Raw genomic sequence first — 13,829 nt, 5'->3', positions numbered from 1 at the left:
TTCCCCCCTTGTTTTCTCTTGCCATTCTTTCTCATGAACTGTCCCTGAAAGAATGATAAGGTTAATATTTATACATAACCAAAGATTACCACTGTAAAATAAAGAGCTCTTTTATTTTATTGGAACAACGTATGATTTTATCGCATGGTGGCCGGAATAACAATTTCTCTCATTTTCACATCGAGTAACCCCTGCTGTGTAATACGAAAGAAAGGTAAATGAAATGCTGAAAGAAATAATAAACTGTAAATTGGATCTTGATAAGCATATCCATGCTCTGTCAGTACTTTCTTTATTTTCTCATTCATTTCAATTAATTCTTCCATCCTATTATCTGGCATAACGCCACCAAGAGGAAGCGGCATTTCTGCTAAAATTTCACCCTGGTCTACCAGTACAATGCCTCCGCCTAACTCTTTCATATGTTTTGTTGCTACACTTAAATCTTTTTTGGAATTGCCAATAAGAATAATATCTCCTGTAGCAGAATAACTGCTGACTAATGCTCCAAGCTTTGGCGCAAAACCACGAATAATTGTATTTACACGCCACTCCCCATTTTTATCAATTAATGTAATAAACTGCTCCAGTTTTTCAGAAGAAATTTCTTCCGCACTAACATCAGAAACGATACTATAAGGCTTGATAATTACATCATTGACCATATCCATCCCTATTGGGCTGGAAAACTGCAAATCTTCTTCAGTCAACTCCCAGTTAAGTTCAAGTGGTGTAATATCATATTTTTTCCAATCAATTACCGGTGGAAAAGAGATTCCTTTTCCATTCTTTTTTATCCATTCCCCTTTGCCGATAACACTTTCAGGATGCGGGTTTTGTTTATCCAATAAAATATTCAAATGAGCTACGCGCCCCGGTGCAATGCTGCCGAATTCTTCTTCCATATTAAAATGTCTGGCCGGATGGTAACTCGCCATACGATAAGCAGTCTCTGCAGGCAGGCCTTTTTCAATTGCTTTCTCAATACAAACATTTATCATGCCATCCTTCATAAAGGCAGGTGTCGGTCCATCCATCGTAAAACTTATATTATCAAACTGCGTTAATTCTTTCTCAAGCAGACCTTCGATAATATCAGGTAAATCTGGACGAATTGGTGAATAGCGAAGACTGACACGATAGCCCAGCTCCAGTCTTTTTAAAACATCATCTGCAGACATCGATTCATGGTCACTGGTGATTCCTAAAAGCTTCATCTTGGTTAAAGTACGGGAGGATGCTCCAGGCAAGTGACCTTCTATCGGTTTCCCCAGCTTCTTCATCTCCTGAATCCAATAAAGTAAACGGTCTCCTCCTGTTAACAGGCTTGGCCAGTCGGTGAGCTCTCCACCTTGAATTACCAATGGATGCTCTGCCCAATCCAACACATCCTTTGTATTAAATATACGATTATCCTTCAGTGTTGTTTGACCATCAAACCGATTCCACCAGAACATACTTACAGGTAAATTAGAGAAAGCATTTATGATGGAGAACGTTTTCTTTTTATTAAGCAGTAAGTACCACGTCAAGTTATCGTTCACAAATGTTGTTGTTCCTGTTTTTGCAGCATGCATTGCTGTTACTTCCGGATTTGCAGCTTGAAAAGGATGTGAATGCGGTTCAATATACCCTGGGACAACAAATTTCCCCTGGCAATCATAATACTCTGTTTCTGTGGTTTCTTCCGGTAATTTCTCACCAACATATACAATTCGATCCTCATAAATCCAAATATTTGCCTCTACCCATTGATTTGTATATACATTTAAATAGGTTGTATTGGTTAAGACAATACTTGGTGCAACCGAACCGTCAATTACTCTTATATGCTGTCGTAATTCTCGATTTCTCCATAATGTCATTAAGCAACTCTCCACTATTTGTCATTTTCTTTATTTTATCACATTGCAGTACTTTAATATAGTAAAGTTGATTTTTTCAATAATTCCTTCTATAAGAAAATTTCTTAGTCTTTAAAGCTTTAGTATTCCTGCAAAGAGATGTCTGCTAAAGCTTCTTCTTATACTTTATTTATATATAAAACAAAAAGATAGCCGGAGCTCTACATATTTATAGAGCTCCGGCTATCTTCATCCATTATAAAGATCCTATTTTTTCTATCATTGCACATTCTCCACTAAATAGGTTACTATTTGCGGGAAGAAGCATAACAGCACAATAAATAGAATCATAATCACAGCATATGGGATGACCCCTTTAACAATTTCAATGATTGTATTCTTCTTATCCAATCCTTTTAAAACAAAGAGATTTAATCCTACCGGTGGTGAAATTAATGCCAATTCCATATTGATTACCATGATAATCGCAAACCATATTGGATCAAACCCAAGAGCAGTTATAATAGGATACAATATTGGTACTGTAATAACCAATATAGAAATTGTCTCCAAAAACATTCCTAGTATAAGTAATACGATGTTAATCAGAATAAATATAACCCATGGCGATACATCCAACGATATAGCTGCTTCCGTGATTGCTTGCGGAATCTGTAAAATAGTCAGAATAAATCCAAGTAACATAGCTCCAATGATAATAAATAGAATCATTGCATTTGTCTTAACAGTAGATAAGATAATCTGCTTTAAATTATCGGCTGTCAGATTTCGATATACCAGTAAAGCAATTAAGAAGGCAAGAACTACACCCACGGCAGCAGCTTCTGTCGGTGTAAATATCCCTGAATAGATTCCTCCGATAATCACAATCGGCAGTAATAGTCCCCAAATTGCTTTTCTGGAAGCTTCCCATCTTTCTGCCCATGTAGCAGGTTTTTCTTTAATATGCCGCATTTGAATCGATGAAAAGACCATAAAAGCCAGGGTTAGTATGATTCCCGGTATAATTCCGGCAATGAATAATTTCCCGACGGATACACCAGTAAGTGATCCGTATAGGATCATCGGTACGCTCGGCGGAATAAGAATTCCTAACGTACCTCCAGCAGCCAGCAAACCGAGCACATACCGCTTTCTGTATCCGCGGCGCACCATTTCTGGAAGTGCAACTGCACCGACTGTTACAGCTGTAGCAACACTGGATCCAGAAATTGCAGAGAAAATCGTACAACAAAAAACTGTCGCTATAGCTAAGCCTCCAGGAAAATGTCTGAACCATCTGCTTGCCATCTCATATAAATCTCTGCCGACGCCGCTGACAACTAGTATTTGACTCATCAGTACATACATTGGCAATGCCGTTAGAGTAAAGTCATCCAATGATTTATAGGCAATAATTGGAATTTGCGCAAAGGCAAAGCTTCCGCCATTGAAAAAATACATCCCCAGCACAGCCAGCAGCCCTAAAGAAAAAGCTACGGGGAGACCAATAAGCAATAGTGCCGCTAAACCTCCTGTAAAAAATAAATTCATAGATGATCTCCCCCTTTATGTACACCGCCATCTATCAGCTGTAATATAAATGCGATAATAAGTAAAACGCCGCCTATTGGAATGAACATTTCCGGCAGATACATCGGTATCCGCAATAAGGAGGTAGAAGTCACTCCTAATTCGAATGTTTTTAAAACATGGTGAAATCCATACCAGGCCAGAATAATACTAAACAGCAAGCCGAGCGCATTAGACACATATGCCAATGCGACGCGTGCTTTCTCGTTCACACGGTTAACGATTAAATCTACCGTAATATGAGCATACGTTCTGACTGCATAGGCCGTCCCCAAAAAGCAGCTCCCAATAATCGCATAAGTGGATAATTCTGTGGCCCATATTGTCGGCATACCAAAAAGTGCTCTGGTTACCACTTCATAAAATGTCATAATTGTCGTGATAAATATTAAGATACCGGACAAATAAGCAGCCCATTTAATCAGTAAATCAGAAAAATGATATAGTTTATTCATGATATAACTCCTTTCTATATGATGAGCAGCTTTATTCGCCATCTACCATGTCTAATAATTCTTCGCCTACATCTCCAGCCTCATTCTTAAAACTCTCCCAGACCGGCATGGAAGCTTCTTTCCATAAAGGAATATCTTCTTCTGGTACTTCATATACCTCCATCCCTCTATCCTTTAGTTCCTGTAAGGTTCTCTCATCCTCCAGCTTTGTCTGGTGACGAATCCATTCTTCTGTTTCATTGGCCGTTTCCTCGATTAAGTTTTGTGTTTTTTCTGGTAATTCATCCCAAAAATCTTTATTTACTCCAAGAATAAACTCGAAATAAACATAATTATTTACCGTTAAATAATCGGTTACTTCATCGTAATTACGCTGCACCATTGCAGTAGTTCCAGATGTCGCGCCATCAACTGTTTTCCTCTGCAGTCCCATATAAACTTCTCCCCCGCCCATAAATACAGGCGATGCACCATAAGCTTGGATAAATTCAGAAGGGAGTGCTCCGACACTGCGAATTTTCAGTCCTTTAAAATCTTCCGGTGATTCTAATGGATGTTTATTGTTCGCAAATTGTCCAAAACCATAATCCGCAAACATAAGCACCTTCACGCCGACATCTTCCATCTCTGAGCGAAGTACATTTCCCAATTCGCCGTTCAATGCTTCCCCAGCTTCTTCGTACGTCTCAAATGCATAAGGAACATCAAATATTCCCATAGCCGGTACAGTAGAAGCCCAAATTGTGGATGAATTCATTCCCATTTCTACACCGCCTGTTAAAAGCGACTGGTTCATATCTTTATCTGTCAGCAGCTGTCCATTCGCAAAAACCTGCATATCAATCTGCCCATCTGACTTCTCTTCTATTTTCTTAACAAATTCTTCAACACCCTGTGAAATATGGTGATCAGCAGGCAGGTTATAAGCTAATCGGATCGTAGCTGGTTCATATTCCTTTCCGCTTGCCTCTGTTTCCTGCTTATCATTGCTGCAGGCTGTCAAAATGATTCCTGCCATGAATAGCAAGAAAGTAATCCGTAATAGTTTTTTCATTTAATCATCTCCTTCACCGTACGCTCTCTATCAAGATGGCGTATTCTTCCCAACGGCATCTTCGAAGTAAGACTTGCTGCAAAATCTGCAGCTTCAAACAATTTAGTTACATTAATCCCTGTATCAATCCCCATACGTTCAAACAAATAAACCAAATCTTCCGTTGCTAAATTCCCTGCCGATCCTGGAGCAAATGGGCATCCTCCAATACCGCTGACTGCTGTTTCAAAAATACGTACACCTGCCAAATAAGCAGAATATGCATTCGCGATTCCCAAGCCTCTTGTATCATGGATATGGAAAGAAACCTCTGTTTCGCCCGCCATATCCAATACTTTTCTAAACAGACTATCTACCTCAACCGGCGTTGCAATTCCAATCGTATCAGCAATTCCAATTCTGTCCGCTCCTGCTTGTACAGCTTTTTCTACCAGCTTTAGAACTTTTTCTTCTTTTACTTTTCCTTCATAAGGACATCCAAAGCTGACAGCAATCGAGAAGCAAATCTTTATTCCTTTAGATTTCGCTTCTTTAATCACATCATTGAATATTTCGAAATTTCTATCCATAGTCATTCCTAAATTTTTATCGCTGAATGTTTCTGTTGCCGATGCTGCCCAGTTTAGTTCCAGTCCCTGAAAATGGCTTGCCCTCATAAACCCTTTTTGATTTGGGATTAATACAATAGCCTGTAATTTTTCATTTTGGCTAACCTGTTTCAATACTTCTTCTGCATCCGCCATCTGTGGAACTCTTTTTGGATGAACAAAAGAAGAAACCTCAACTTTTCCTAACCCTGCTTCTGTTAATTTATGAATGAGCTTTACTTTATCTTCTGTAGAAACTAATTCTGTTTCTGTCTGTAATCCATCGCGGGGACTTACATCAATAATGGTTACTTGTGACATCAGATAATTCCTCCCTGCTTTAGCCGTTTAAAATCTTCATAGGAGAAGTCCAAAAATTCCTTATAGATTTCCTCATTATGCTCACCAAGTGCCGGACCATTTGTCTCTATTTTCCCTGGTGTTTCTGAGAGCTTTGGAACAATGCCAGGAGTCTTTACCTTCTTGCCATCCTCCAGCTCAATTTCCTGTATCATATCCCGGGCACTGTAATGTGCATCATTAATAATATCTTTAATACTATAAATTGGACTGACCGGTACAGAGGCTTCATCTAAGATTCGCTGTACTTCTTCAATCGGATATTGTTTTGTCCAGGATTCAATTATTTTGTCAATATATTCCACATTATTTACTCTATCCTGATTTGTCGCATATTTTGGATCAATGGCCATATCCTCTTTCCCTATTGCAGTCATCAGACGCTGGAATATCCGGTCTCCATTTCCACCTATAATGACATAAGAACCATCCGCACATAAGTATGAATTAGATGGTGCAACGCCAGGCAATGTACTTCCTGTTCTCTCACGAATTTCTCCTGTTAAATCAAATTCCGGAAGCATCCCTTCCAATAAACTAAATACAGATTCATAGAGAGCGACATCCACTTCCTGCCCTCTTTTTTCTTCATCATGATCCCGTACCCGCAGTGCCATTAGCGTACCAATAACTGCATACAATCCGGCTACCATGTCTCCAATAGCAATCCCGACTCGAACTGGTGGCAGATCAGGATATCCTGTCAAATATCTTAAACCTCCAACAGCTTCTGCAACACTGCCAAATCCGGCCTTTTCCCGATAAGGACCAGTCTGCCCGTAACCGGAAATTCTCGTTAATATCACCGATGGATTAACTTCCTTTAAAGCCTCATAACCCAAACCCCATCTTTCCAAAGTCCCCGGTTTAAAATTCTCCAGAACAACGTCTGCTTTTTTCGTCAGTTTTTTAATGATTTCCTGCCCTTCTGCCTCACGAAGGTTGACTGTAATTGATTTTTTATTACGTGATTGGACATGCCACCAGACGGATGTATCCTTATACATCACTCTCCAGTTTCTAAGTGGATCTCCATTTGTAGGCTCTTCTACTTTAATAACCTCTGCTCCAAATTCGGAGAAAAGTTTTCCAGCAAAGGGAGCTGCTACAATATTTCCTAATTCTAATATCCTTACTCCTTCAAGAGGCTTTTTCGTACGCATCTTATCCCTCCAGCTCTTTTCTGTTTAAATTCATAAAGTGTGTAAAATCTCTTTCAATATGCTGTTTCATTAATTCTTTTGCACCGTCTGCATCCTGTTCGGCAATTGCCTCCCATATTTGTTCATGATCTACAAATGCTATCTCCTTGTATTTTGGATCTTTATCAACAATAACTTCCCTGTAAAAACTGTTAACACCTCTCAACATTCGAAGCATGGATATAAGAAACGGGTTCGCACTGGCTTCAATAATGATGTCATGAAAAGCTACAGTAACCCGTTTTTCATCCTGTGTTTCTTGATGAAGAACTGTATTCTCTACTTCCTTCTTCATCATCAGCAGTTGTTCATCTGTCCGCCTCATAGCAGCATAATAAGCAGCAAGAGATTCCATTTCTATCCTGCACTCATATAGATATTGATAATCTGTAAGCGATGGCTCAACTACTGTAACACCGCCTGTTTTTGATAAATTCAGAAACCCTTCCTTCTCCAGCATCCTTATCGATTCACGGATGGGGCTTCTGCTCACATTCAGTTCTTCTCCAATCTTTTCTTCAATCAGCCTTTCTCCGGGTTTGAATTTTCCGACAATAATTTGCTCTCTTAAGTAATCATATACCTGACTCTTTAATGTTTTTTTCACAATATTTACAATGACGATCACCTCTTGTATACAGTATACATTTGTATTGTTCATACTATTACAATAAAATTAAAAAGTCAAACTATTTTTTGAAGGTAAATTTAATAAAATCAAAATACTCGTTCCCTTTATATAAACAGCAAATAGAGCCGTGTACCTGCACAGGATACACGGCTCTATTTATCCAATCTATTCTCTTTAAAGAAGGCTACTTTTACTTAATTGATCAACTGCTAAAATCGCTTCTGCAATGTCATCCGCAGTAATTTCCTTAGAAAGATTGCTCATTGTTTCCCCTTCTTGTGTTGCTGCTTCTCCAACTTTTCGCAAATCTTCATAGGATACTTCATCTAAATGCATTTCCTTCAATGTAGTTGGCAAGCCTAATGAACGATAGAATGCTATATATTTTTGAATTTCATCTTCCGAATGCAGTTCAAGCGCGAGCTGTGTCAAAGTACCATACGCAACCTTTTCCCCGTGGGTCAAATGATGAATATCCCCATCGAGTACTGTAAAGCCATTATGAATTGCATGTGCCGCCGCCAATCCGCCGCTTTCAAAACCAAGTCCTGATAATAGGGTATTTGCTTCCACCACAGCCTCCACGTGTTTGGTTACCAGCCCTTTTTCTACTGCTTTATAAGCTGGTTGCGCATAGGCAAATAAAGTTTTCTCACAAACTTCTGCAATAGCACGTGCGGCTATACTAGTTTTACCTCCAGCCATTGCCTCTCCATTACTCTTAATCGTTGCCCTTGCTTCTACCCATGTCGCCATCGCATCTGCAATTCCTGATGCAAATAATCGAGGCGGTGCGCCAGCGACTACTTTTGTATCAACAAGTACTAATTCTGGATTTTTATTGTAAAATTTATAGGACTCAAATACACCATCATCATTATAAATAACAGATAGAGCGCTTGTCGGTGCGTCAGTTGATGCTGTGGAAGGCACAATAACAACACTGACCTTCAGTTCATCAGCAACTGCTTTGCCGGTATCAAGTGTTTTTCCGCCACCGACTCCAATTACAAAATCTGCCTCTGCTTTTTTACCTTCCTCTGCTATACGGCTGATTTCATTTAAGGAAGCTTCTCCATTAAATGAAACAAAGTGAAAATCGATATTCGCATCTTTTAGACTTTTTTCAACGGTTTCTTTCGTAATTTCCCATACGACCTCGTCAGATATAATTAATGGTTTCTTACCAACCGCATCAACGTATTTACCAAGCTCTTTTAAAGCTCCTTTTCCTTGAACATACTTGCTCGGTGAAGTATAAATAATATTTGGCATATAATCTCTCCATTCCTTAAATTTGTAATTATTATATTACACAGCTCATAATTTATTAAACATGAGTAAATTGCAGCTTATATGTTGTATTAAATCTAAAACCGATTCTTCCACTTCGGGTAAAAATAGCAGTTAAAAATAACATATATTACCGCCATAGTAAAGCTGTTAATCAAAATACGCTCTCCTTCATAATATGCCCCTTTTTAATGGTTTTACTGCAAATCTTTATATAACTACTATAAACACCTTATACAATGAAACCTTTTAGCACGATATCAAAAAATAAACATGCAAGGATGTGTTTCTATCCATTGCATGTTTATTTTTTTATTTAGCAATATCACTCCGGTAAAAAAAGTTACCGTTTAATTCTGTTTTATCCAGCTGCTGATACACTTTATCTATGGCCTGTGATAATGTTTCTGCCCGGCTGCCGACCAGAAGGACTCTTCCTCCGTCAGATACTAGCGTTTCATCTACTTTTTTTGTTCCTGCATGAATAATATAAGTATATTCTTTATCATCAAAATACGGGAGAGGATTCCCCTTGCTATATGAACCGGGGTACCCTTCTGATGCAAGGACAACACCTACACAAGCTTCTGCATGCCATTCTAGATTCGGGTTCTTTTTCTCCAATACATCCTGCATGACTTGTACCAGATCATTTTTCAATAATGGAAGTACCACCTGGGTTTCTGGATCCCCAAAACGGGTATTGAACTCAATTACTTTTGGACCATTCTTCGTAAGCATTAACCCTGCATAAAGAATCCCTGTGAAAGGTCGCTCCTCTGTCATCATACCTTCTGCTGTTTTCTTTAGAATTTGTTCTACAGAAAATTGATAAGCCTCCTCCGTTAAATCGGGAATTGGCGCAAAAGCTCCCATGCCTCCTGTATTTGGCCCTTCATCATTATCAAACGCCCTTTTATGATCTCTTGCTGCCATCATTGGGTATACTTTATCCTCATGTACAAATGCCATTAAAGAGAATTCAGCACCTTCCATATACTCTTCAATAACAACTGTAGAGCCGGCCTGATTAAATGCTTTATCAACAAGCATATCATCAATCGCCTGATTAGCTTCTTCCTCTGTCATCGCTACGATAACACCTTTTCCCGCTGCCAGGCCGTCTGCTTTAATAACAATCGGGGCGCCGGTCTCGGCAATGTGTTTTTTGGCTGCCTCTGCATCTTGAAAAACACCATAGGAAGCTGTTGGTATATCATATTTTTTCATAAAATCCTTTGCGTAACTTTTGCTTCCTTCCAGCCAGGCTGCTTCCTTTGAAGGAGCAAAAATAGCAAGATTTTCCTGATGAAAATGATTTGCGATACCAGCATTTAATGGATTTTCCGGTCCTACAATCGTTAAATCAACTGCTGCTTCTTTGGCAAAAGACACCAGCTCTTCTATATTCATTTCATCTATCGGAATACATTCTGCATCCTCTTCCATTCCTGCATTTCCTGGAGCAGCATAAATTTTCTCCAGCTGTTGATTTTCCTTTAATTTTTTAACAATACTATGCTCTCTGCCACCGCGGCCTACTACTAATATTTTCATAGCTTATCCTCCGTTTCCAGCATCTCAAACAAATTGATTTCTTTAATAAAATAACCAGATATTGATTAAAAAGCCCCTGCATACATAGAAAAGAAATACAGGAGCTTCTATATATAATTAATGTTTAAAATGACGGACAGATGTGTTGACCATGGCGATACCATATTGATTACATACATCAATGGAATCCTGATCACGTTTGGAGCCGCCCGGCTGGATAATCGCTGTGACACCAGCTTTAGCAGCTGCTTCTACGGTATCAGGCATTGGGAAAAATGCATCCGATGCAAGCACTGCTCCTTTTGCTTTATCTCCTGCCTGCTTGATTGCAATTTCCGCTGCACCAATCCGGTTCATCTGACCGGCCCCCACGCCAATAGTCTGTGCATCCTTAGCAAGTACAATAGCATTTGATTTCACATGCTTTACAGCTTTCCAGGCAAATAATAAATTAGCAATCTCTGCTTCTGTCGGCTGTTTTTCCGTCACAACCTCTAATTCATCAGCTGTTATCTCTTTTACATCTAAATCCTGAATAAGAGCACCACCATCAACAGTTGTCATCCGTTTTTGATCTGCCTGCTGATTAGAAACATCCAATTCTAATAGACGGATATTTTTCTTTTTCGTTAATAAAGCCAGCGAATCCTCATCAAAGGAAGGAGCAACGACTATTTCTAAGAAAATAGAAGAAAGCTGTTCTGCTGTTTTTATATCAACCGGACGATTGCAGGCAACGATGCCTCCAAAAATAGAAACAGGGTCTGCTTCATATGTACGCCCAAAAGCTTCTGCCAAGGTCGAGCCAATTCCGATACCGCACGGGTTCATGTGCTTCACTGCAACAGCAGCAGGTTCTTTATAATCGCGCAGAATTTCTAATGCTGCATTCGTATCTTGAATATTATTATAAGAAAGCTCCTTACCATGCAATTGATACGCAGTCGCCAGGGTTGCAGCGTTCTGAATAGGTGATTTGTAAAACGCTGCCCGTTGATGCGGATTTTCTCCATAACGCAGATCCTGCACTTTTTCATATGTTACTGTATATGTTTCCGGGAATACCTCTTCTGTTTGTGTTTGGAAATACGCAGCAATCATTGCATCATAATGTGCTGTATGACGAAACACCTTAGCTGCCAATTGCTGACGGAAAGCATAGGTATCCTCTTCTTTTTCTAAAGCTGCTAATACAGATGAATAATCAGAAGGGTCTGCGACAACAAGTACATCCGCAAAATTTTTCGCTGCCGAACGTAGCATGGAAGGCCCGCCAATATCAATGTTTTCAATTATCTCGTCATGGCTTACTCCCGCCTTTTGAACGGTTTCTTTAAATGGATAGAGATTGACTGCAACAAGATCAATCGGAGCAATATGGTGCTCTTCCATTTGCGTACGATGACTCTCATTGTCACGTTTTCCTAAAAGCCCGCCATGAATCATTGGATGTAATGTCTTTACTCTGCCATCAAGCATTTCCGGGAAATTTGTCACTTCCTCTACAGGAATAGCCTGTACACCAGATTCATTTAACAAACGGATCGTTCCGCCAGTTGATAAGATTTCAAATCCTTTTGCTTCTAATCCTTTTGCAAATTCTGCGACACCTGTTTTATCAGATACACTAATAAGCGCACGTTTTTTCATTATAATTCCTCCGTTACATTCTGCGTAAGTTGTTTTATCACATTTGGATATAAGCGGTGCTCTACCGCCTGAATTCTAGTTTTCAACTGTTCTTCCGTCTCACCCGGAATCATTTCTATTTCTTCCTGTGCAATGATTGGACCTGTATCCATTCCTTCATCTACATAGTGAACTGTGACTCCAGTTTTCGAAACCCCGGCCCGATAAGCTTTCCCAATTGCATCCTTGCCGGGGAAATCCGGCAAAACAGACGGGTGAATATTAACAATCCTGCCCTCATAATGCGAAAGTAATGTTTCCCCGATAAGTCGCATATAACCGGCTAAGAAAATCCATTCTACTCCCAGAGATTGAAGCTTTTCATAGATTACTTTTTCATATTCCTGCTTGGTGGAAAAGCTTTTTGGAGTCAGTACAAGTGTCTCAAGACCTGATTTTTCAGCCTTAGCTATGACAGCAGCTCCCGGTTTATCACAAACAAGCAAAACTATAGAGCTTGCAATTTTTTCATCCTGCATCATGGCATCAAAGTTACTGCCTGTTCCTGATGCAAATACACTCAGCCTTTGCTTCATGAAGTAATTTGCACCTCTTCACCTGGAATGACATGTCCAATAACAGCAGCCTCGATATTGTTTTCCTTCAATACATCACAAACGGCTTGCTCATCTTCTTTAGAAATAGCAACCACCATGCCAATTCCCATATTAAAAACACGATACATTTCACGTGCATCAATTTTCCCCAGCTGTTGCAGAAAAGGAAAGATTTCAGGAACGCTCCATGCCTCCTGCTGCACTGTTGCTCCAAGGCCTTCCGGAAGCATGCGGGGTATGTTTTCATCAAAACCGCCGCCTGTAATATGCGCAATACCTTTTATATGTACTTTTTCTTTGATAGCTTTAATCGCTTTGGTATAAATCTTCGTAGGTTCCATCAGAACCTCACCTAAAGGCCTTGATAGCCCATTTGGTGTCTTTTCAAAATCGAGCCCTTCAATCAGCTTGCGGACAAGAGAATAGCCATTGGAATGAATGCCGCTGGAGGCTAATCCAATCAGAGTGTCTCCTTCTGTAATCGTTTTTCCTGTAATAATCTCTTCTTTCTCAACAATACCGACAACGAAACCAGCTAAATCATATTCATCTGCCTCATACATACCCGGCATCTCAGCTGTTTCCCCGCCGATCAATGCAGCATTTGCTTCCTGACAGCCCGCCGCAACACCGGATACTATCGCTTCAATTCGGGCAGGATCATTTTCCCCGCAGGCAATATAATCTAAAAAGAAAAGCGGATTGCCTCCCTGTGCAACAATATCATTGACACACATCGCTACTAAGTCAATTCCTACCGTATCATGCTTATCCAGCTCAAAAGCAAGCTTTAATTTTGTACCGACCCCGTCTGTTCCCGAAAGCAGAACAGGCTCTTTATAAGAAAAGGAGGATAAATCAAATGCCCCGGCAAAGGAGCCTAAGGAGCCCAGTACCTCTTTCCGATGTGTTTTTTTTATATGTTTTTTCATTCTTTCTACTGCTTCGTAGCCCTTTTCAACATCTACACCAGCTTTTTTATAAACATCTGACATATTTTTTACCCT

General features: G+C 39.7%; 12 protein-coding genes. All 12 read right to left on the bottom strand.

Going from position 1 to position 13,829, the window contains the following annotated elements:
* Window positions 1–137 precede the first annotated feature (137 nt).
* On the bottom strand, window positions 138–1,865 hold the full coding sequence (locus MHH51_RS07890) for an adenine deaminase C-terminal domain-containing protein (RefSeq protein ID WP_156987265.1): 1,728 nt from the start codon (window positions 1,863–1,865) through the stop codon (window positions 138–140).
* A 258-nt stretch (window positions 1,866–2,123) separates the two neighbouring features.
* On the bottom strand, window positions 2,124–3,398 hold the full coding sequence (locus MHH51_RS07885; RefSeq protein WP_339285418.1) for a TRAP transporter large permease: 1,275 nt from the start codon (window positions 3,396–3,398) through the stop codon (window positions 2,124–2,126).
* Entirely contained in the window at window positions 3,395–3,892 is a 498-nt protein-coding gene (locus tag MHH51_RS07880) for a TRAP transporter small permease (RefSeq protein WP_147209768.1), read from the bottom strand. The genes MHH51_RS07885 and MHH51_RS07880 overlap by 4 nt, the downstream gene beginning before the upstream one ends.
* A gap of 31 nt (window positions 3,893–3,923) precedes the next feature.
* Complete coding sequence (locus MHH51_RS07875) at window positions 3,924–4,946, bottom strand: DctP family TRAP transporter solute-binding subunit (RefSeq protein ID WP_339285415.1); 1,023 nt, start codon at window positions 4,944–4,946, stop codon at window positions 3,924–3,926.
* On the bottom strand, window positions 4,943–5,854 hold the full coding sequence (locus tag MHH51_RS07870; protein ID WP_339285413.1) for a hydroxymethylglutaryl-CoA lyase: 912 nt from the start codon (window positions 5,852–5,854) through the stop codon (window positions 4,943–4,945). The genes MHH51_RS07875 and MHH51_RS07870 overlap by 4 nt, the downstream gene beginning before the upstream one ends.
* Window positions 5,854–7,056 carry a CaiB/BaiF CoA-transferase family protein gene (locus tag MHH51_RS07865; protein WP_147209771.1) on the bottom strand — a complete coding sequence of 401 codons (1,203 nt, stop codon included), beginning with the start codon at window positions 7,054–7,056 and terminating at the stop codon, window positions 5,854–5,856. The genes MHH51_RS07870 and MHH51_RS07865 overlap by 1 nt, the downstream gene beginning before the upstream one ends.
* A 1-nt stretch (window position 7,057) precedes the next feature.
* Window positions 7,058–7,756 (bottom strand): GntR family transcriptional regulator, encoded by a 699-nt coding sequence (locus MHH51_RS07860; RefSeq protein WP_339285411.1) that lies wholly within the window; start codon window positions 7,754–7,756, stop codon window positions 7,058–7,060.
* 144 nt (window positions 7,757–7,900) lie between these two features.
* Window positions 7,901–9,001, bottom strand: a complete 1,101-nt coding sequence (locus tag MHH51_RS07855) for a glycerol dehydrogenase (protein ID WP_339285410.1) — start codon at window positions 8,999–9,001, stop codon at window positions 7,901–7,903.
* Window positions 9,002–9,331: 330 nt separating this feature from the next.
* Window positions 9,332–10,576: a phosphoribosylamine--glycine ligase gene (gene purD, locus MHH51_RS07850; protein ID WP_147209773.1), complete on the bottom strand. Its 1,245-nt coding sequence runs from the start codon at window positions 10,574–10,576 to the stop codon at window positions 9,332–9,334.
* 117 nt (window positions 10,577–10,693) lie between these two features.
* Complete coding sequence (gene purH / locus MHH51_RS07845) at window positions 10,694–12,226, bottom strand: bifunctional phosphoribosylaminoimidazolecarboxamide formyltransferase/IMP cyclohydrolase (protein WP_147209774.1); 1,533 nt, start codon at window positions 12,224–12,226, stop codon at window positions 10,694–10,696.
* A complete protein-coding gene (purN, locus tag MHH51_RS07840; protein WP_339285409.1) occupies window positions 12,226–12,801 on the bottom strand; it encodes a phosphoribosylglycinamide formyltransferase in 576 nt (191 codons plus the stop codon). Before purN ends, purH begins: the two co-directional genes overlap by 1 nt.
* Window positions 12,798–13,817, bottom strand: coding sequence for a phosphoribosylformylglycinamidine cyclo-ligase (gene purM / locus MHH51_RS07835; RefSeq protein WP_339285408.1), 1,020 nt, complete (start codon window positions 13,815–13,817; stop codon window positions 12,798–12,800). Before purM ends, purN begins: the two co-directional genes overlap by 4 nt.
* Window positions 13,818–13,829 lie beyond the last annotated feature (12 nt).

Origin of the sequence: Oceanobacillus sp. FSL K6-3682, from assembly GCF_037976165.1 — a bacterium.
Taxonomy (GTDB): domain Bacteria; phylum Bacillota; class Bacilli; order Bacillales; family Amphibacillaceae; genus Oceanobacillus; species Oceanobacillus sojae.
The sequence above is the reverse complement of the archived record's forward strand: the minus strand, read 5'-3'. Positions and strand labels throughout refer to the sequence as shown.